At 66.9% G+C, this 20,313-nt stretch carries 19 protein-coding genes; 10 read left to right on the top strand and 9 right to left on the bottom strand.

All coding sequences use genetic code 11. The features are described 5' to 3' along the window. Positions 1-18 precede the first annotated feature (18 nt). The 9 genes from VF194_RS04265 (at position 19) to VF194_RS04305 (ending at position 8,408) form a co-directional block, all read left to right on the top strand. On the top strand, positions 19-1,068 hold the full coding sequence (locus VF194_RS04265) for an OpgC domain-containing protein (protein ID WP_330888361.1): 1,050 nt from the start codon (positions 19-21) through the stop codon (positions 1,066-1,068). Next, entirely contained in the window at positions 1,065-1,853 is a 789-nt protein-coding gene (locus VF194_RS04270) for a hypothetical protein (protein WP_330888364.1), read from the top strand. The genes VF194_RS04265 and VF194_RS04270 overlap by 4 nt, the downstream gene beginning before the upstream one ends. After that, a complete protein-coding gene (locus tag VF194_RS04275) occupies positions 1,850-2,635 on the top strand; it encodes an SGNH/GDSL hydrolase family protein (RefSeq protein ID WP_330888366.1) in 786 nt (261 codons plus the stop codon). Before VF194_RS04270 ends, VF194_RS04275 begins: the two co-directional genes overlap by 4 nt. Positions 2,636-2,717: 82 nt before the next feature. Beyond that, a complete protein-coding gene (pyrF, locus tag VF194_RS04280; protein WP_330888368.1) occupies positions 2,718-3,434 on the top strand; it encodes an orotidine-5'-phosphate decarboxylase in 717 nt (238 codons plus the stop codon). A gap of 2 nt (positions 3,435-3,436) precedes the next feature. Then, positions 3,437-4,081: a phosphoribosylanthranilate isomerase gene (locus tag VF194_RS04285; protein ID WP_330888370.1), complete on the top strand. Its 645-nt coding sequence runs from the start codon at positions 3,437-3,439 to the stop codon at positions 4,079-4,081. Between the two features lie 10 nt (positions 4,082-4,091). Continuing rightward, complete coding sequence (trpB, locus tag VF194_RS04290; RefSeq protein WP_330888372.1) at positions 4,092-5,303, top strand: tryptophan synthase subunit beta; 1,212 nt, start codon at positions 4,092-4,094, stop codon at positions 5,301-5,303. Beyond that, a complete protein-coding gene (gene trpA, locus VF194_RS04295) occupies positions 5,300-6,142 on the top strand; it encodes a tryptophan synthase subunit alpha (protein WP_330888374.1) in 843 nt (280 codons plus the stop codon). The genes trpB and trpA overlap by 4 nt, the downstream gene beginning before the upstream one ends. A gap of 18 nt (positions 6,143-6,160) precedes the next feature. Then, complete coding sequence (accD, locus tag VF194_RS04300; protein WP_330888376.1) at positions 6,161-7,105, top strand: acetyl-CoA carboxylase, carboxyltransferase subunit beta; 945 nt, start codon at positions 6,161-6,163, stop codon at positions 7,103-7,105. Further along, positions 7,077-8,408, top strand: a complete 1,332-nt coding sequence (locus VF194_RS04305; RefSeq protein ID WP_330888378.1) for a folylpolyglutamate synthase/dihydrofolate synthase family protein — start codon at positions 7,077-7,079, stop codon at positions 8,406-8,408. The genes accD and VF194_RS04305 overlap by 29 nt, the downstream gene beginning before the upstream one ends. Here VF194_RS04305 and trxA read toward each other — a convergent pair. Then, positions 8,405-8,728 carry a thioredoxin TrxA gene (trxA, locus tag VF194_RS04310; RefSeq protein WP_330888379.1) on the bottom strand — a complete coding sequence of 108 codons (324 nt, stop codon included), beginning with the start codon at positions 8,726-8,728 and terminating at the stop codon, positions 8,405-8,407. The two genes, VF194_RS04305 and trxA, sit on opposite strands and share 4 nt — an antisense overlap. Positions 8,729-8,980: 252 nt before the next feature. Between trxA and VF194_RS04315 the strand changes: the two genes are divergently transcribed. Beyond that, positions 8,981-10,042 (top strand): alpha/beta hydrolase family protein, encoded by a 1,062-nt coding sequence (locus VF194_RS04315; RefSeq protein ID WP_330888381.1) that lies wholly within the window; start codon positions 8,981-8,983, stop codon positions 10,040-10,042. 126 nt (positions 10,043-10,168) lie between these two features. Here the strand turns inward: VF194_RS04315 and VF194_RS04320 are convergent, their stop codons facing one another. The 8 genes from VF194_RS04320 to VF194_RS04355 form a co-directional block, all read right to left on the bottom strand. Then, positions 10,169-10,657, bottom strand: coding sequence for a DUF4167 domain-containing protein (locus VF194_RS04320; protein ID WP_414656071.1), 489 nt, complete (start codon positions 10,655-10,657; stop codon positions 10,169-10,171). Positions 10,658-10,865: 208 nt separating this feature from the next. After that, the gene (gene prmC / locus VF194_RS04325) at positions 10,866-11,714 is read right to left on the bottom strand and encodes a peptide chain release factor N(5)-glutamine methyltransferase (RefSeq protein ID WP_330888385.1); all 849 of its coding nucleotides are present in this window, start codon (positions 11,712-11,714) and stop codon (positions 10,866-10,868) included. Positions 11,715-11,716: 2 nt separating this feature from the next. Then, positions 11,717-12,805 carry a peptide chain release factor 1 gene (gene prfA / locus VF194_RS04330; RefSeq protein ID WP_330888387.1) on the bottom strand — a complete coding sequence of 363 codons (1,089 nt, stop codon included), beginning with the start codon at positions 12,803-12,805 and terminating at the stop codon, positions 11,717-11,719. Between the two features lie 2 nt (positions 12,806-12,807). Beyond that, entirely contained in the window at positions 12,808-14,055 is a 1,248-nt protein-coding gene (gene hisS / locus VF194_RS04335; protein ID WP_330888388.1) for a histidine--tRNA ligase, read from the bottom strand. Positions 14,056-14,083: 28 nt separating this feature from the next. After that, entirely contained in the window at positions 14,084-15,223 is a 1,140-nt protein-coding gene (gene ispG, locus VF194_RS04340; protein WP_330888390.1) for a flavodoxin-dependent (E)-4-hydroxy-3-methylbut-2-enyl-diphosphate synthase, read from the bottom strand. A gap of 97 nt (positions 15,224-15,320) precedes the next feature. Next, positions 15,321-16,544 (bottom strand): RodZ domain-containing protein, encoded by a 1,224-nt coding sequence (locus VF194_RS04345; protein ID WP_330888392.1) that lies wholly within the window; start codon positions 16,542-16,544, stop codon positions 15,321-15,323. Between the two features lie 81 nt (positions 16,545-16,625). After that, positions 16,626-18,896 carry a phosphoenolpyruvate--protein phosphotransferase gene (gene ptsP / locus VF194_RS04350; RefSeq protein ID WP_330888394.1) on the bottom strand — a complete coding sequence of 757 codons (2,271 nt, stop codon included), beginning with the start codon at positions 18,894-18,896 and terminating at the stop codon, positions 16,626-16,628. Between the two features lie 63 nt (positions 18,897-18,959). Next, a complete protein-coding gene (locus VF194_RS04355) occupies positions 18,960-20,180 on the bottom strand; it encodes an aspartate kinase (RefSeq protein WP_330888396.1) in 1,221 nt (406 codons plus the stop codon). Positions 20,181-20,313: the final 133 nt, after the last annotated feature.

The raw sequence follows: 20,313 nt of genomic DNA on the forward strand, positions 1-20,313 counted from the left end.
ATCAGGAAACATCCTTGCATGGCTTCCGCCGCCCCGCCCGTTGCCGCCGCCACTGCAACCTCAGCGCCCGCGAAGAAGCCGCGCGATCTGCGGCTCGATTTCTTTCGCGGCATGGCGCTGTTCTTCATCTTCCTCAACCACATCCCCAACAACGTGGTGAGCTGGATTTCGAACCGCAATTACGGCTTCAGCGACGCCACCGAGATTTTCGTCTTCATCTCGGGCTATTCCGTGCTGCTCGCCTATCTGAGCGTCCGCTACAACGAGGCCCTGGCCGAGGAGATGAACATCGGCGGCTTCTTCGAGGCGCCGCAGATGCTGATGCTGCAGGCGCTGATACTCAAGTTCAAGCCGGTCAACATGGACGTGCTGCCGATGTATATCGCGCTCATGCTGGCCTTCCCGCCGATCATGTGGGCACTGCTGCGCTGGCCGCGCCTCGTGCTGGCCGCCTCCTTCCTTCTGTGGCTGGCGGTGCAGTTCACCCATTGGAACCTGCCGGCCTATCCGCGCGGCGGCTGGTTCTTCAACCCGCTGGCCTGGCAGTTCCTGTTCGTGCTCGGCGCCTGGTGCGCGATGCGCCGCGCCGATGCGCCCTGGCAGGGCCTGCCCAGGCGGCCGTTCGCCGCCGCGGCAGCCGGCTACCTGGCCTTCGCCTTCCTGATCGTGCTGACCTGGCTGCATCCGCCCTGGGCGGCCTACATGCCGCGCTGGTTCGCCCGCCTGATCTATCCCATCGACAAGACCGAGCTGGACCTGCTGCGGCTTCTGCATTTCCTCGCCCTGGCCTATCTCACCATCCTGCTGGTCCGGCCGGACAGCGGCTTTCTGCGCTGGCGCCTCGCCCGGCCGGTGATCCTGTGCGGCCAGCATTCGCTGCATGTCTTCTGCACCGGCATCTTCCTGTCCTTCGCGGCGCATTTCGTGCTGACCGAGATTTCCCCCGGCCTGCCGGCCCAGGTGATCGTAAGTTTCGCCGGGATCGGCCTGATGATCGCTCTCGCCGGGCTGCTGGGGGCCGAGGGCGAGGCGCGCGCCGACATCGCCGGGAGGACGGCCAAGACATGAGAGCGACGATCCTGGCGGTACTCTGCCTGCTGACGGGCGGGCTGCTGGCAGGGCTGGTGACTGGCGCGGCCCGGGCAGCGGATGCCGCCGCGGCCGGCGACCGCTGCGCGGCGCCGGAAAGCCTGACCTTCGTCGATGCGCCGCTGCCGGGCGTGGCGGCCCGCATCGCCGCCCATGAGGAAGTCCATGTCATCGTGCTGGGCAGCAGCTCGTCGGTAACGCCGGCACGCCAGGGCATGCCGAAATCCTATATCGCCAGCCTGCCCGCCGCGCTGGAGGCCAAACTGCCGGGCTTGCGGCTGAAGATCGACAACCGCTCGGCGCGCCGGCTGACCGCCGAGCAGATGGCGGATGGCATCCGGACCGGCATCGCCGCCGCGAAGCCCGATCTGCTGCTGTGGCAGACCGGCAATGTCGATGCGGCGCAGCAAATCGACATCAACCTGTTCGGCGCCGCGCTGGAAAACGGGCTGCAGGCGCTCAAGGCGTCCAATATCGATGTCGTGCTGATCGCGCCGCAATACCGCGCGCGCCTTTCGGCGCTGATCGACGCCGCGCCCTATGACGACGTCATGGGCCAGATCGCCGGCGGCTACAACGCCCTGGTGTTTCCGCGCTACGACATCATGCGGCATTGGGACGAAAACGACGTTTTCGATCTGCGTCATGCCGATCAGGCGATGCAGATGCGCGAGGCGGAAGCCGAGAATCGCTGCCTGGCCGAGTTGCTGGCCGGCCTGATCGTCCGCGCCGCGGCACCGGCCCGGGAGGGCGGCGGCCAGTGAGGCGCGGCATCCAGGTCTTCCTCCTGCTGCTGTTGCTGCCCGCCAATGTCGAGGCGGCGGACCTGGCGGCGACGCCGCGCTGCGAGACCCCCGCGGCCCTGCTCGATCTCGGCCAGCCGCTGCCGCATGTCGCCGCCCGCATCGCCCGCGGCGAAGCGGTCACCGTCGTCGCCTTCGGCTCGTCCTCGACGCAGGGCGCCGGCGCCAGCGACGCCGCGCATGCCTATCCCGCGCAGCTTGCCCGGCTTTGGCCGCGCTATCTCGGCATCGCAACGGTCAAGATGGTCAACCGCGGCATCGGCGGAGAAACGATCGACGACATGCGCAAGCGGCTGCGCCGGGACGTGACGGATCTGAAACCCGACCTCATCCTCTGGCAGCTCGGCACCAATGCGGTGCTGCGCTCCGACGGGATCGGGCGTTATGCCGGCGGCCTCCGCCAGGCGGTGGCCGAACTCAAGGCCGGCGGCGCCGATGTGGTGCTGATCGACCTGCAATATGCGCCGAAGGTGCTGCGCGATCCCGACCATGCGGCCATGGAGGCCCTGCTGCGCGGCGTCGCGGCGGAGCTGCAGGTCGGCCTGTTCCAGCGCTTCGGGGCGATGAAGCACTGGCAGGACTCGGGCCAGCTCCGCCCGGCCGACATGCTGGCACCGGACGGCCTGCATATGAACGATACCGGCTATGGCTGCTGGGCCGAGGCCCTGGCCCGGGCCCTCGCCGGAGCGCTGGCCCCGGGCCCCGGCGGAGTGCCGAATTCCGCGGTTTCCGCCCATAAATGACTCCATAAATGATTCCAACCGCCGCCAATCGACATCGCCGGAGGGGAGACTCCACCGGGCGTTTGGGCTATAAGCCCGGCCGATGACAAAAGCTGCCCCCCTTGCCCCCGTTTTCTGCGCCATCGACACCATTGAACTGGCCTATGCCGTGCGCTGCGCCCGCGCCGCCGCCGCCGCCGGCTTCGGCGTCAAGCTGGGCAAGGAATTCTTCACCGCGCATGGCCCGGCCGAGGTCCGCGCCGTGCTGCCGGCCGGAACGCCGCTGTTTCTCGACCTGAAATTCCACGACATCCCGAACACGGTGGCCGGCGCCGTCCGCTCGGCCGCGGCCGCGATGGGGCCGATGATGCTCACCATCCATGCGGCGGGCGGGCCGGCGATGATCAAGGCGGCCGTGGCAGCCGCCCGGGAAAGCCGCCAGCGCCCCCTGATCCTGGCCGTGACCGTGCTCACCTCGCTGGATGCGGGCGATCTTGCCGCCATCGGCGTGTCCGGCGATGTCAGCGCCCTGGTCGTGCGGCTGGCGAAGCTGGCGCAGGACAACGGCGCCGATGGCGTGATCTGCGCCGCCACCGAGATCGAGATGCTGCGCGCCACCTGCGGCCCGGATTTCAAGCTGGTGGTGCCGGGCATCCGCCCGAAAGGCGCGGCGGCCGGCGATCAGAAGCGCGTCATGACCCCGGGCGAGGCTTTCCGGCTGGGCGCCGATCACCTCGTCATCGGCCGGCCGATCACCGAGGCCGCCAGTCCCGAGGCGGCGGCGCAGGCGATCGCGCGGGAACTGGCCGAGGCGGCGTAGCCATGAGCGTTTTCACCAAGATCTGCGGCATCACCGACCATGCGGCGCTGCAAGCGGCGCTGGAGAACGGCGCCGATATGTGCGGCTTCGTGTTTTATCCACCCTCGCCGCGCAATCTGACGGCGGAACAGGCCGAGGACCTGCTGCGCGCCATGCCCACCGGCACGGATCGCGTGGGCGTCTTCGTCGATCCGGAGACCGATTTCCTCGACCAGATCCTGGCCAAGGCGCGGCTCGATCTGCTGCAATTGCACGGCGACGAGACGCCCGATCGCTGCCGCGCCATCAGCATCTATTTCGGCCTGCCGATCATCAAGGCGATCAAGGTCGAAACCCCGGCCGACCTCGCTATGGCCAAAGACTATCAGGATGCCGTGGACTGGCTGATGTTCGATGCGCGTCCGCCGAAAGGCGCGAACCGGCCGGGCGGCAACGCGGTCAGCTTCGACTGGACGATCATGCAGGGCGCGCAGTTCAACCGCCCTTGGATATTGTCGGGCGGCCTGACGCCGGAGAATCTGACCACCGCCGTCAAGCTGTCCGGCGCCAAGGCGGTGGACGTATCGTCCGGCGTGGAAAGCGCGCCGGGCAAGAAGGATCCGGCCAGGATCGCCGCCTTTCTCAAGGCGGCGAAAGGCCTGCAGTGAGGATGATCGCATGACGGCGCTGAATTCCTATCGCTCCGGCCCCGACGAGCGCGGCCATTTCGGCATGTTCGGCGGGCGCTTCGTCGCCGAGACCCTGATGCCGCTGATCCTCGATCTCGAGCGGCATTACAAGGCCGCCAAGAGCGATCCGGCCTTCAAGGCCGAGATGGATTACTTCCTGAAGGATTATGTCGGCCGCCCCAGCCCGCTCTATTACGCCGAGCGGCTCACCGAGCATTTCGGCGGCGCCAAGATCTATCTCAAGCGCGAAGAGCTGAACCATACCGGCGCGCACAAGATCAACAACTGCATCGGCCAGATTCTGCTGGCCAAACGGATGGGCAAGAAGCGCATCATCGCCGAAACCGGCGCCGGCCAGCATGGCGTGGCGACCGCGACGGTGGCCGCCCGCTTCGGCCTGCCCTGCGTCATCTATATGGGCGAAGTCGATATCGAGCGCCAGCAGCCGAACGTCTTCCGCATGCGCCTTCTGGGCGCCGAAGTGCGCAGCGTGAAATCCGGCTCGCGCACCCTGAAGGATGCGATGAACGAGGCGCTGCGCGACTGGGTCACCAACGTGCACGACACCTTCTACATCATCGGCACGGTGGCCGGCCCGCATCCCTATCCGATGCTGGTGCGCGACTTCCAGTCGGTGATCGGCAACGAAACCCGCCGGCAGATCATGGAAAAGGAAGGCCGCCTGCCCGACAGCCTGGTGGCCTGCATCGGCGGCGGCTCGAATGCCATGGGCCTGTTCCATCCCTTCCTGGACGAGCGCAGCGTGCAGATCTATGCGGTCGAGGCCGCCGGCGAGGGCCTCGATACGTCCAAGCACGCCGCCTCGCTGGCGCGCGGCGTGCCCGGCGTGCTGCACGGCAACCGCACCTTCCTGCTGCAGGATGCCGACGGCCAGATCACCGAAGCGCATTCGATCTCGGCCGGCCTCGATTATCCCGGCATCGGCCCGGAGCATGCCTGGCTGCATGACGTCGGCCGCGCCAACTACGTCTCGGCCACCGACGCGGAAGCGCTGGAGGCTTTCCAGCTCTGCTCGCGCCTGGAGGGCATCATTCCGGCGCTCGAGTCCTCGCATGCGCTGGCGCATGTCGCCAAGCTGGCGCCGACGCTGCCGAAGGATCACCTGATGGTCGTCTGCCTGTCGGGCCGCGGCGACAAGGACATCTATACGGTGGCCAAGGCGCTCGGGGTGAAGCTATGACGGGGAAGAATGACGCCGTGAGCCGCATCGAGAAACGCTTTGCCGCGCTGAAGGCCGAAGGCCGCGCCGGCCTCGTCACCTTCATCACCGCCGGCGATCCCGACCAGGAAACCTGCGCGAAGCTGCTGGCCGGCCTGCCGGCGGCCGGCGCCGATGTGATCGAACTGGGCATGCCGTTCAGCGATCCGATGGCCGACGGCCCGTCGATCCAGGCCGCCAATCTGCGCGCGCTTGCCGCCGGGGCCAGCCTGAAGAAGACGCTCGAGCTGGTCCGCGGCTTCCGCAAAGGCGACGACAATACGCCGATCGTGCTGATGGGCTATTTCAACCCGATCTCGGCCTACGGCGTCGACCGCTTCCTGGCCGACGCCAAGGCGGCCGGGGTGGACGGCCTGATCGTCGTCGACCTGCCGCCGGAGGAAGACGACGAACTCTGCATTCCGGCGATGAAGGCCGGCATCCACTTCATCCGGCTGGCGACGCCGACGACGGACGATCAGCGCCTGCCGGCGGTGCTGCAGAACACCTCCGGCTTCCTCTACTACGTCTCGATCGCCGGCATCACCGGGGCCGCCGCGCCCGATACCGCCGCCGTGGCCGCGGCCGTCGCCCGCATCAAGAAGCATACGCAAATACCGGTCGCGGTCGGCTTCGGCATCCGCGAGGGCCGCCGCGCCGCCGAGATCGCCGCTATCGCCGATGCCGCCGTGGTCGGCTCGGCCCTGGTGGAACGCATCGGCGAAGCGAAGGATAAGGGCCTCGATCCGGTCGAGCATATGCTGGCCCTGGTACGCGAACTCGGCAGCGCGGTGCGCAATGCGCGCAAAGTGGCCGCCTAAGATTTCAGGAGACTTGCGATGAACTGGTTGACCCGCACGGTCCTGCCGAAAATCCGCGACCTCACGCGCAAGAAGGACACGCCGGACAATCTGTGGACCAAGTGCCCCAATTGCGGGCAGATGATCTACGCCAAGGAGCTGGAAGAAAACCAGCATGTCTGCCCGAAATGCGACCATCACATGCGCATCGGGCCGAAGCAGCGTTTCGCCGCCCTGTTCGACAATGGCGAATACCAGACCATCGAACTGCCCGAGGTTCTGCAGGACCCGCTGCATTTCCGCGATTCCAAGCGCTACCCCGAGCGGCTGAAGGATGCCCGCGCCAAGACCGGCATGCGCGATGCCTTCGCCGTCGCCCACGGCACCTTGATGGATCAGGATGTCGTCATCGCGGTGCAGAACTTCGCCTTCATGGGCGGCTCGATGGGCATGGCGACCGGCGAGGCGCTGATCGCCGCCGCCAATCTGGCGATCACGCAGCGTGCGGCGCTGATCCTGTTCTCCGCCGCCGGCGGCGCGCGCATGCAGGAAGGCATCCTGAGCCTGATGCAGATGCCGCGCACCGTGATCGCCGTGCAGCGCCTGCGCGAGGCGCATCTGCCCTTCATCGTCGTGCTCACCGACCCGACCACCGGCGGCGTAACGGCCTCTTACGCCATGCTGGGCGATATCCAGCTGGCCGAGCCGAGCGCGCTGATCGGCTTCGCCGGCCCGCGCGTGATCGAGCAGACGATCCGCGAGACATTGCCGGAAGGCTTCCAGCGTTCCGAATACCTGCTCGATCACGGCATGCTGGACATGGTGGTGCATCGCCACGAGCTGCGCGAAACGCTGGGCCGCGTCGTGTCGCTGCTGCTCAGCCCGGCGCCAACGGCCGAGGTCGTCTCGCTGCCGCGCCCCGGCATCGAGATTCCGCCGACCGGGGAGATTCCGCATGGCTCTCCCGGCAAGCGCACCCTCTGACCTCGATGCCATCCTGCAGCGCCTGACGGCGCTGCATCCCAAGGCGATCGATCTTTCGCTCGACCGAATCCGCGCCCTGCTGGCCCGGCTGGGCGATCCGCATCTGCATCTGCCGCCGGTATTCCATGTCGCCGGCAGCAAGGGCAAGGGGTCGACCACGGCCTTCCTGCGCGCCATCGCCGAGGCGGCCGGCTATCGCGTGCATGCCTATACCTCGCCGCATCTGGTGCGCTTCAACGAACGCATCCGGCTGAATGGCCGGCTGATTTCGGATGAAAGGCTGCTGCGATTGCTCGAGCGCTGCGAGAGCGTCAATGCCGGACAGCCGATCACCTTTTTCGAGATCACGACGGCAGCCGCCTTTCTCGCCTTCGCCGAAGAGCCCGCCGATATCGTGCTGCTCGAAACCGGCCTGGGCGGCATCGCCGACACCACCAATGTCGTGCCCAGGCCTCTGCTGACCGCGATCACGCCGATCGGCATCGACCATATCGGCTTCCTCGGCGATACGATCGCCAAGATCGCCGTCTCCAAGGCCGGCATCATCAAACCGGAGGTCGCCTGCGTGATCGGGCCGCAACCGGCCGAAGCCGTGCCGATCATCGAGGCGGCGGCGGCGCGGAACCATGCGCCGCTGTTCCGGCACGGCCGGGAATGGAATGCGACACCGATGCCCACCGGCCTGTTATGGGAAAGCCGCATGCAGGCCTTTCGCCTGCCGCGCCCGGCCCTGCGCGGCCCGCATCAGATCGTCAATGCCGGCATCGCGATTGCCTGCGCCACGCAGCTCGACGGCTTCGCCATCCCCGAGGCGGCCATCGCCGCCGGCCTGCAGACGGTGGATTGGCCGGCCCGGATGCAACGGCTCGGCCATGGCCCGTTGCTGGACGCCATGCCGACAGGCACGGAATTGTGGCTCGACGGCGCCCATAACGCGATGGCGGGAGAAGCCCTGGCCGCGACCTTGCGGGAATTGCCGCCCAGGCCGACCTGGCTGATCGCCGGGGTGCTGAATACCAAGGATGCCGCCGGCCTGCTGCGGCCCCTCGCGTCGCTGCCGCTGATGCAGGGCGCCTGCTGCATCGCCATCCCGGGCGAAGCGAACAGCCTGTCGGCGGAAAATCTCGCCGCAGCGGCGCATTCGGCGGGATTGCAGGCTTCGACCGCCGAGAGTCCCTCCCGGGCGGCGCAGCGGATCGCAGACATGATCCGGGCCGGCGCAGCCATTCAAGCCGCGCCGGCCCGGGTTGTCATCACCGGCTCGCTCTATCTGGCGGGCCGGATCCTAGCCGAGAATGGTTAGATCGACGAATTCAGCCACTCGACGATGCGGCTCTTCGGCATCGAACCGACCTTGGTGGAGACCGGCTTGCCGTCCTTGAACAGGATCATGGTCGGAATGCCGCGCACGCCGAACTTTGACGGCGTCATCGGGTTTTCGTCGATGTTCACCTTGGCGACGGTGAGCTTGCCGGCCATCTCGCCGGCAATCTCGTCCAGCGCCGGGGCGATCTGACGGCAGGGGCCGCACCATTCGGCCCAGAAGTCGACCAGCACCGGGCTGGAGGACTTCAGCACATCGCTTTCGAAGGAGGCATCGGTGACTTTGGTCGGCGCGGACATGCGGAATCCTCGTTGATGGGGAAAGGCCGGAACGATTCCGGTGGTGGCGGTAAAGGTAAGAAGCCCACCCCGCAGCGTCAAGCAGGGCGCAAGTCACTGATTTATCATGTTAAGTTTACAAATTCGGCAGAAAACGAAGCTGGACAGGAGCGGCATGGCCTTGTTACAAACCGAAATAAGCTCGTGATCGGGCGCCCCCCATCATGCCTGAGAAATCATGCTCCGGGGGCGCGGTTTCGAAGAGGGGGTTCAATGGCCGGGGGGCCTGCCAAAAGTCTGCTGTCGTGGAGCCATTTTCTGGCCTCGAGCCGGAAGGCGGCCGTTGCCCTGGCGCTGGGCGCCAGCGTGGCGATGGCGCTCGCTCCGGCGGCCCAGGCCCAGCCGCGCGCGACCGGCGCCGCCCCGAAGCCCGCCAGCAAGCCGGCCAGGAAACACGCCCAGCGCCCGGCCCAGCACCCGGCCAAATCCGCCGAGCCGGCACGCCGCGCCGCCGAGGCCGAAGGCGCAGGCTTTACCATCAATGGCCGCCGGGTGCGGGTCGACGTGGTCAAGGCAGACGGGGATCAGACCGAAACGGACAAGTCCCCCGCCGTGCTGATCCTGCATGGCGCCCATGGCCTGGGCGACGGCGCGCTGTTCTACCCACAGGCGAAAGCCCTCGCCGACCGCGGCATCTCCGCTTTCGTGGTGCATTATTTCGACGGCATCCCACAAAGCCACAAGGCCTCGCCGCTGCTGCGCGACGAACGCGAGCGGGTGATCGAGGCCGCGGTCTCCTTCGTTTCCAAGCAGCCCTATGTCGATCCCGACCGCATCGGCATCTTCGGGCTCTCGCTCGGCGGCTTCCATGCCCTCAGCCTGGGCAGCCGCGATCCGCGCATCCAGGCGGTGGTCGATGTCGTCGGCGCCATGCCGGCGGAAGTGCAGCGCCAGGGCGTGCATCGCATGCCGCCCACCCTGATCCTGCATGGCGACCGCGATGGCACCGTGCCGGTGCGGCGCGCCTACGAACTGGCCAACCTGCTGCAGGAAGTCGGCGCCGAGCACGAGATGAAGATCTATCACGGCCAGGGCCATACCTTCCGGGGCGAGGCCCGGGAAGACAGCATCAGCCGCACGGTGGATTTCTTCGAGCGCTACCTCGGCGACCACGGCCTGCTGGACAAGGAATTGAAGGTCGATATCGTGCTGGCGCCGATCGTGCCGGAAAACGAAACCCTGCCGATCCGCCAGTTCACCATCGCGGATGAAAAGCTCGGCGTCGAAGCCGAAGCGGCCGGCGCCACAGATGGCAATAGCCTGGGCGGGCAATAGCCTGAGCGCGCAATACCTGGGCGAAAATCCACACAGATGCATTTCGTGCAGACGCATGAAGGCCGCCGGGCTACGGCGGCCCTTTTCACGATGTCAAGACGGCCGCCGCGGCGGCGGCCGGCCTGATCAGGCGGCGGTCGCCTCGTCCTGATCGGCGGCCTTGCCGTTGCTGCCTTCCGCGGGATCCAGCGCCGCCTCGAGTTCCATTTCCAGGCTCGGCTGCTCGCCATCGGCGAAAGCCTGCGACGGCTGCGGCTGGGCCGCCTGCTGTGCCGGCTGCTGCTGACCGCCGCCATTGGCGGCCCGCTGCATCGGCGTGACGCCCTGCGCCAGCATGATGCGATAGTAATGTTCGGCATGCTGCAGGTAATTCTCCGCGGCAACCCGATCGCCTGCGGCATTGGCATCGCGGGCCAGCTGGCAATACCGCTCGAAGATATGACTGGCAGTGCCGCGGATCTTCACATCGGGACCATTGGAATCAAAATTACGGTGGGTCCCGTTCATATTACCGTGCGGCCGACGGCCCTGGGGGCGGCCGCCACGTTGACGATTCTTATTCACAGCTTCATCTCGCTTTTTCGCAAATAGCGCATCCAGGCGAATTGCGCACACGCATCGCGACGCTCAACATCCGCGCGCGAAGCGGACGGCCTCTCGATCGAGCATTCACACCCGACATCCGTCGAAGAGGCGATGACGCCGCCTGCCTTATGCACCCCCGGGTTCAACGCTCTTTGGGCGAGATTCCTTGGGGCTGCGTCATCCCGGAAACCAACATAAGGGGGGCGGGGGCTGCTGCCAACCCCTTTTTGGCAGGAATCTAATTCGCCTGCCGGGCCAGAACGGCGCGGCCGATCCCGGCCAGATCGGCTTTGACCGCGATTTCTCCGAAACCGGCAGCCTCGAGCAAACCGGCAACTGCGACATCTTGTCCCTGCCCCACTTCCAGCGCCACCGCGGCATTCGGCGCGGCCAGGCGCGCAAGATCGGGAATGAGCCGCCGGTAGGCGGCCATGCCGTCCGCCCCGCCGTCGAGCGCCAGGCGCGGCTCATGATGCGCCACTTCAGGCTCCAGGCCGTCGATCGCGGCGGTCTCGATATAGGGCGGGTTGGCGATCAGGATGTCGAAGCGTCCGTCCAGGCCCGCGCCCCAGTCGCCCTGCCGGAACCGCGCGCGTGCCGAAAGGCCAAGACGCGCGGCATTCGCTTCGGCGATTGCGAGCGCCGCCGCCGAGCGGTCGATGCCAAGGCCGGCGGCCGCCGGCAATTCGTGCAGCAAGGCGAGCAGAAGGCAGCCCGAGCCGGTGCCGAAATCGACGATCCGCAGCGCCGCGCTGCGTTCCGCGATCCGCTCCAGCACGGCGGCGATCAAAGTCTCGCTGTCCGGCCTGGGATCCAGCACATCGGCGGTGACGCAGAATTCCAGACCCCAGAATTCGCGCCGGCCGAGAATATGCGATATCGGCTCGCGCCGCAGCCGGCGCGCAAGCATTGTCCTGAAGGCGGCTTCCGCCTCGCCGGCGACCGCCCGATCGAGATCGATGCGGATGCGATCGGCGCTCAGGCCGGTCGCTTCGGCGAGCAGCAGGACGGCACCCAGCCGCGGCGCATCGACGCCGGCCGCCTTCAGTTGCCGTGTCGCCTCCAGCAGCAGTTCGCCGATCTGCATGCTCAGCTGTTGAGTTCGGCGAGGCGGCTGGCCTGGTCCTCGGCGATCAGCGCCTCGATGATCTCGTCCAGGGCCTCGCCGGTCATCACCTGCTCGATCTTGTAGAGCGTCAGGTTGATGCGATGATCGGTGACGCGGCCCTGCGGGAAATTGTAGGTGCGGATGCGCTCGGAGCGGTCGCCCGAGCCGACCTGGCCCTTGCGGTCCGCCGCCCGCGCGCTGGCGGTGCGCTCGCGCTCGGCCTCGTAAAGCTTGGCGCGCAGGATCTTCATCGCCTTGGCCTTGTTCTTGTGCTGCGAGCGTTCGGTCTGCTGCGCGACGACGATGCCGGTCGGAATATGGGTGATGCGGACGGCGGAATCCGTGGTGTTCACATGCTGGCCGCCGGCGCCCGAGGACCGATAGACATCGATGCGCAGATCGCTTTCGTTGATCTCGATATCGACATCCTCGGCTTCCGGCAGCACCGCCACCGTCGCCGCCGAGGTATGGATGCGGCCCGAGGCCTCGGTTTCCGGCACGCGCTGCACGCGATGCACGCCCGATTCGAATTTCAGCCGGGCGAAGACGCCGCGGCCGGAGATGGTCGCCACCGCTTCGCGGAAGCCGCCCAGTTCGGTATCGGCAATGCTGTCGACCTCGAAACGCCAGCCATGCTGGGCGGCATAGCCGCGATACATCTCGAACAGGTCGCGCGCGAACAGCGCCGCCTCGTCGCCGCCGGTGCCGGCGCGCACCTCGAGGATCGCGTTCTTCTCGTCGGCTTCATCCTTGGGCAGCAGAAGGATCTTCACCTTCTTCTCGGCCTCGGGCAGCGCCGCCTGCACCTCCCGCCATTCCGCCTCGGCAAGCGCGCGCATCTCCGCATCGGCGGACGGATCGTCGCGCATGGCGGCCAGATCGGCCAGGTCGCGGCGCAGCTTGCGCCAGGCCTGAATCGCCTGCACCAGCGGCTCGATCTCGGCATATTCCTTCGACAGCTTGACGAAGGCGGCCGCATCCTGGCCGCCCGACGCCATCTGCGCCTGCAGCATGTCGTAGCGCTCGATCACCCGATCGAGCTTGGCCTCGGGCAGGCCGGAAACCTCCATGGTCAGCCCTGCAGCCGAACGAGCTGGGCGACCAGCATGTCGCGCGGCACTTCCGTCTGCTCGCCGCTGGCCAGATCGCGCAGCATGACGGCATTCTTGGCCATCTCGTCGCTGCCGATCACCACGGCGGCGAAGCAGCCCAGCTTGTCGGCCCGCTTGAAGCGCTTGCCGGCATTGCCCTTGTAGGCAAGCTCGACCGGAATATCGTTGCGGCGCAGTTCCGTGGCGATCTTCACCGCTTCGGCCTCCGCCTCCGCGCCGATCGGGATCACGGCGATCATGCGCCGCTGCATCGGCAGCGGATTGCTGAGCAGCACCAGGCGCTCGATGCCGCCGGCCCAGCCGATACCGGGGGTGGACGGCCCGCCAAGCTGCTCGATCAGGCCGTCATAGCGGCCGCCGGCCAGCACGGTGCCCTGGGCGCCCAGAGCCGTGGTGGTGAATTCGAAAGCCGTATGCGTGTAGTAATCAAGGCCGCGCACCAGACGCGGGCTGACCTCGAAGGCGATGCCATTGGCGCCGAGGCCGTCCTTGACGGCGGCGAAGAAATCGCGCGCCGCCGGCGTCAGATATTCCTCGATCAGCGGCGCGTTGGCGACCAGCTTGCGGTCGCCCTCGTCCTTGGAATCGAGAATGCGCAGCGGATTCTTCTCCAGCCGGCGCCGGCTGTCTTCCGACAGCTTCTCGACGTGGTCGCCGAAATACTTCACCAGCGCCGTGCGGTAGACGGCGCGGCTTTCCGGATCGCCCAGCGTGTTCAGCTCGAGCGCGCATTTGTCCAATATGCCGAGCCGGCGCAGGACTTCGGCGGCGACGGCGATCACCTCGACATCGGCCTCCGGCTCGGTGGCGCCGATCACCTCGACGTCGATCTGATGAAATTGCCGCTGCCGGCCTTTCTGCGGCCGTTCGAAACGGAACATCGGTCCCCAGGCGAATGCCTTGAACGGAACATGCTGCTGCAGTCCGTTGGAGATGAAGGCGCGGCAGATGCCGGCGGTGTATTCCGGCCGCAGCGTCAGCTCCTCGCCGCCCTTGTCGGTGAAGGAATACATCTCCTTCGAGACGACATCCGAGGTTTCGCCCATCGAGCGGGCGAAGACATCGGTGAATTCGATGATCGGCGTCGCCATCTCGCGATAGCCGAACAAAGCCGCGGCATGGCGCGCGGTCTCCACCACCGCACGGAAGCGGGCATATTCATCGGGCAGAATGTCATGCGTGCCGCGCACGGGCTGCAACTGGGCCACGGCGTGTCTCCGTTGTAGATGTAGTGGGCTAAGAGGCGGCGTCAGCCGCCTGATCGCCGGCCTGCTGCGCCTTGGCGGCCTCGATTTCGCGCGCCTTGGCTTCCACCAGCTTGACCAGATGGTCGACGATGTCTTCGTTCTGCAGGCGATGTGCGGTCACACCGCTCAAATAGACCTGATGCGTGCCATTGCCGCCGCCGGTGAAGCCGATATCGGTCTCGCGCGCCTCGCCCGGACCGTTCACCACGCAGCCGATCACGCTCAATGTCATCGGCGTGGTGATATGGGCAAGCCGCTGCTCCAGAATCTCGACCGTCTTGATCACGTCGAATTGCTGGCGCGCGCAGGACGGGCAGGAAATCACGTTGACGCCGCGATGCCGCAGGTTCAGCGATTTCAGCAGCTCGAAGCCGACCTTGACTTCCTCCTCGGGCGGCGCCGAGAGCGAGACGCGGATCGTATCGCCGATGCCCGACCAGAGCAGCATGCCGAGGCCGACCGAGGATTTCACCGTGCCGCTGCGCGGCCCGCCGGCCTCGGTGATTCCGATATGCAGCGGATAATCGCAGGCCTCGGCCAGGCCCTGATAGGCGGCGACGGCGAGGAAGACATCCGAGGCCTTCACGCTGATCTTGAACTCGCGGAAACCGTGATCCTCGAGGATGCGCGCATGATCCAGCGCGCTTTCCACCATCGCCTCCGGGCACGGCTCGCCGTATTTTTCCAGCAGGTGCCTTTCCAGCGAGCCGGCATTGACGCCGATGCGCATCGAGCAGCCGTGATCCTTCGCCGCCTGCACTACCTCGCGCACGCGCGCCGCCGAACCGATATTGCCCGGGTTGATGCGCAGGCAGGCAGCACCCGCCTCGGCCGCCTCGATGGCACGTTTATAGTGGAAATGGATATCGGCGACGATCGGCACCCTGGCGGCGCGCACGATCTCCTTCAGTGCGGCGGTCGACGCCTCGTCCGGGCAGGAGACGCGGATGATATCGGCGCCGGCCTCCTCGCAGCGGCGGATCTGGTCGATCGTCGCCTTCGCGTCGGCGGTCGGCGTGTTCGTCATCGTCTGCACGGTGATCGGCGCATCGCCGCCGACCGGCACGGAACCGACGAAAATCTGCCGCGAACGGCGGCGCTGGATATCGCGATAGGGTCGAATGCTCATGGGTTCAGCCGCCCGACCCTCTTACGGCCGGCATGGCGCGCGTAACATGGCGTCTTTGCCCCGCAATAGCAAGGCAGCCGGCCGAAATCCCCGGCGCTCAGCCCTGGTTCGCCGCCGCAGCCGGCGGCGCCTTCAGGCGGTCCGGGTCGAGCTCGATGCCGCGCTTCACCTCGCCGTCGGCGCCGAGCGGCGGCAGAGCCTGTCCGTCGACGACGATCCGCAGGCCGCCGGCATTGCCGGTCAGAAGCGTCAGACCGGAGCGGTCGGGCACCAGATAGCGTTCGCCGGTATTCAGCAGCCGGGTGAAGATCTGCTCGTTGTTCGGACCGCGGACCTGGATCCAGGCCGGGGCGGTGGCTTCGAGCTGAATCCGGCTTTCCCCCGGCAGCGCCCCATAGGTCGCCGGCTTGGCGGGAGCGGCTTCGGCGACGGCGGTTTCCGTCGCGGCCCCGGCCGCCGGCTGATCTGCGGCCGTTGTCGAGGCTCCGGTGGCCGGGTTTGATCCGCCAGCCGCCGCCGGGGCCGAAGACGGCGCCGGTGCGGGGGTTGCCGGTGCGGGGGTTGCCGGTGCGGGGGTTACGGAATTCGGATCGACCGAAGCGGCCGCCGGAGCCGGCGTGGCCGGTGCCGCCGCGCCGCCGGGCGGCGGCAGCGAGGGCGTCGTCGTCGATGCCGCCGCCGGAGCGGATGGCGCGGCCGGTGCGGCGGAGGCTGCAGCATTCGGCACGGGTGTAGCCGGCGCCGTGGCGGACGGCGTGGCAATCGGTGGCGTGGCTGCCGATGGCGCAGTCGTCGAAGGCGCGGCTGTCGATGCCGGGGCGATGGGCTGCGTGCTGGGGATGAGTTCGGCGAGCTTGGGCGGTACGGCTTCCACCAGCTCCTGTCCGAAACGCAACGCCGCCTGATGGTTGTACCAGAGAATATAGATGATGCCGGCGACCAGCAGCGCGCCGATCACCAGCCATAGCGGCGGCGTGCGCTGCTCCGGCCGCGGCATCGGGAAATTGAGCACCGGGCGCCGCAGCGACGCGTCGGCTTCATCCTGATAGGTCTTCAGCACCTGCTCGGCATCCAGGCCGAGAAATTCCGCATACTGACGCAGGAAGCCGGTGATATACACCGCGCCCGGCAGCTCATCGAAACGGCCGGCTTCGATCGCCTCCAGATAGGGGCGGCGGATGCGCAGCCGCGCGGAGACATCAGCCAAGGCGACGCCGCGGCGCTCGCGCACAACCCTCAGGCTGTGGCCAACCCCTTCATAACGCGTTTCCTCTGCGACGACTTCCATGGCGGCCGGCCTGGCACCGGACTGCGTATTCATTGGATTCACCCGCCCCCTGTTCACACGCTACTTGCAACCCCTGAGCCATATTACGGCAATCGGGCGGGGAAACCAGCCTAATCAAACGATTACGCCATTCTCGCGGGCAAATTCTTCGAGTTGTGCCCGGATACTATGCTCGGATGACTGGTATAACGGCGACATGAATTCGGCCAGACGTCGAACATCCAGGCTGCGCAGCATCTCCTTCACCGGACCGATGGCACTGGCCGGCATCGACAGCCGTTCGAAACCAAGCCCCAGCAGCGCCATGGCCTCGAGCGGCCGGCTGCCCATCTCGCCGCACAATGTCACCGGCTTGCCCGCCGCGCGGCATTGCTGCACCACCCAATGCAGGAAGGCGAGCATGCTGGGGCTGAGCGGATCGTAACGGTCGGCCAGCTTGGGATTGCCGCGGTCGGAGGCGAAGAGAAACTGCATCAGGTCGTTGGAGCCGACCGAGACGAAATCGACCAGCGGCAGCAGGGCGCCGAGCTGCCAGGCGAGCGCCGGCACCTCCAGCATCGTGCCCACGGCGATCTTCAGCGGCACCGGCTTGCGCAAGCTGACCAGCCGCTGCACCTCGCGGTCCAGCAGCCGGCGGGCGCGGCGGAATTCGTCCACCTCGGCAATCATCGGAAACATGATATGCAGGTTGCGCCCCGCCGCCGCCGCCAGCAGCGCCCGCAACTGCACCTTGAGCAGGGCGGGACGGTCCAGCGCCAGGCGGATGGCGCGCCAGCCCATGGCCGGATTCTCTTCCGGATAGCGGATCAGATAGGGCAGCACCTTGTCGCCGCCGATATCGAGCGTGCGGAACACGACCGGACGGTCGCCGGCATGCTCGATGACGCGCCGGTAGATCGCCGTCTGCGCCTCCGCCTTCGGCAAGGTCGGCCGCACCATGAACTGCAGCTCGGTGCGATAGAGCCCGATGCCGTCGGCATTGGTCTCGTCCAGATGGCTGAGGTCGATCAGAAGGCCGGCATTGATCAGCAGCGAGACGCGCGTGCCGTCCCGGGTGACCGGCGGATCGTCGCGCTGGGCGGCGTATTTCGCCAGCCGCGCCTTGCGCAAGGAAAGGCTCTGCTGGAAGGCGGTGACGACATCCGGCGCCGGACGGACGAAGACCTGGGCATGATCGCCATCGACGATTACGGGATCGCCCGGCTCGACGCGGTCGATGACGCCTTCGACGCCGCCGATCACCGGAATCGACAGCGCGCGGGCGACGATGGCGACATGGCTGACGCTGGAGCCTTCCTCCAGCACGACGCCCTGGAGCTTGCGCCGGTCGTAATCAAGCAGCTCGGCCGGCCCCATGGTGCGCGCCAGCAGCACGGCATTGTCCGGCAGGTTCTCGGCCGCCGAATGGGCCGGCTTGCCGGCCAGATGCAGCAGCAGCCGGTTGGCCAGATCGTCGAGATCGGCGAGACGCTCGCGCAGATAGGGATCGGTGATCGCCTGCATGCGATGCCGGGTATCGCCCTGCACGCGCATGACGGCGGCTTCCGCCGTCAGGCCGGATTCCACCGCCTGATGCAGCTTGGCGAGCCAGCCGGTGTCGTGCGCGAACATCTTGTAGGTTTCGAGCACCTCGCGGCTTTCGCCGACGATCTCGCTGTCGGGCCGCTCAAGCATACGGTTGACCTGATCCCGCATCGACGCGACCGCGGCGTCCAGCCGCTCCTTTTCGTAGGGGATGTCGTCGGCGATGGTTTTCTCGACATGGATGCGCGGCTCGTGCAGCACCGCGACGCCGATCGCCAGGCCTTCCGACAGCATCCGGCCATCGGCGCGGAACGGCACCAGCGGCGCGCGGGCGGCAACCGCCAGATCCTCGCCGCCGCTCAGCTTGCCGGAGGCGACCATCTCGGCCAGCACCATGGCGATGGTCTCGAGCGCCTCGACCTCCTCATCGGCATATTGCCGGCGGGTCTGGTTCTGCACGACCAGGACGCCGATGACGCGGCTGTCGCGCAGGATCGGCACGCCCAACAGCGAGTGATAGATTTCTTCGCCGGTTTCCGGGCGATAGGCGAATTGCGGATGGGTTTGCGCATCCGCCAGCGCCAGCGGCCGCGCATGGCTGGCGATGTCGCCGACCAGACCTTCGCCGACCTTCAGCCGGGTCTTGTGCACGGCGTCCGGGTTCAGGCCTTCGGTGGCGTAGAGTTCAAGCTCGTCGCCGCGCAGCAGATAGACCGAACAGACTTCCGCCACCATGTTGGCGGCGATGTTGCGCACGACGCGGTTGAGGCGTTCCTCGACCGAACCGGCCTCCGCCATCACCTCGCGGAGACGGCGCAGCAGGCCGCGCGGGCCCGGCGGCGGCGCCCGGCCCGGGGTCACTGCTCCGCTCCGTCAGCTAGCCGGAGGGATGATGAGGCGGTTCCGCCGTGCATCGGCCCTCCTTCATTCGGCGTCGAGACCGAAGGCAGTATGCAGGGCACGCACGGCAAGTTCGGTGTAATCGGCGCTGATCAGCACGCTCACCTTGATCTCCGAAGTGGTGATGGCGAGGATGTTGATCCCCTTCTCGGCCAGGGCCTTGAACATGGTATGCGCCACGCCGGCATGGCTGCGCATGCCGACGCCGACCACCGACACCTTCACGACATTGCGGTCCGGCACCAGCTTGACCCAGCCGAGGCTCTTCTCCTGCTTCTCCAGGATCTGCACCGCGCGATCCAGATCGCTGCGGCCCATCGTGAAGGTCAGGTCGGTCTTCTTGCCGTCCTCGGAGATGTTCTGCACGATCATGTCGACATTGATGCCGGCGTCCGACAGCGGACCGAAAATGCCGGCCGCAATCCCCGGGCGGTCGGCCACGCCGATCAGGGTGACCTTCGCCTCGTCGGCGGAATAGGTGACACCGGAAACGATCTGCTTTTCCACGATCTCATCCTCATCAACGACTAATGTGCCCGGCACATCCGCGAAACTCGACAATACCTGCGTGCGGACGCGATGGTTCATCGCCATCTCGACCGAACGTGTCTGCAGCACCTTGGCGCCGAGGGAGGCCAGTTCGAGCATTTCCTCGTAGGTGATCTTATCCAGCTTCCGTGCTTTTTTCACGATGCGCGGATCGGCGGTGTATACACCGTCGACGTCGGTGTAGATGTCGCAGCGGTCCGCCTGGAGCGCCGCGGCCAAAGCCACCGCCGAGGTGTCCGAGCCGCCGCGGCCCAAGGTCGCAATGCGATCGCCCGGCGCGATGCCCTGGAAGCCCGCCACCACCGGCACCACGCCGGCAGCCATATCCTTGAGCATGGCGTCGCCCTCGATGCTCTCGATACGCGCCTTGCCATGCATCGCGCTGGTGCGGATCGGCACTTGCCAGCCCTGCCAGGACCGCGCCTTGACGCCCGCCGATTGCAGCGCCATGGCGACGAGGCCGGTCGTCACCTGCTCGCCGGAGGCGACCACGGTGTCGTATTCGCGCTGGTCATGGACCGGATCGACCTGCTTGCAAAGCTCGACCAGGCGATTGGTCTCGCCCGACATCGCCGAGACGACCACGGCAACCTGGTTGCCGGCCTCGACTTCGCGCTTCACCTTTGCCGCGACGTTCTTGATCCGATCCACCGAACCAACCGACGTGCCGCCGAATTTCATCACCAAGCGCGCCATGTCGCTCGATCCTGTCTTTCACTTTTGTTGTCGTTAGCTGACCGGCCGGAAACTTGCCGGTAGAAGGCGGCTCCTTAATACTCTTGGCGCCCTCCGGAAGGCAAGCCAACCGGCCGGGAATTTGCCGTCTTTT

Source organism: Ferrovibrio sp. (genome assembly GCF_036381655.1).
Taxonomy (GTDB): Bacteria; Pseudomonadota; Alphaproteobacteria; order Ferrovibrionales; family Ferrovibrionaceae; genus Ferrovibrio.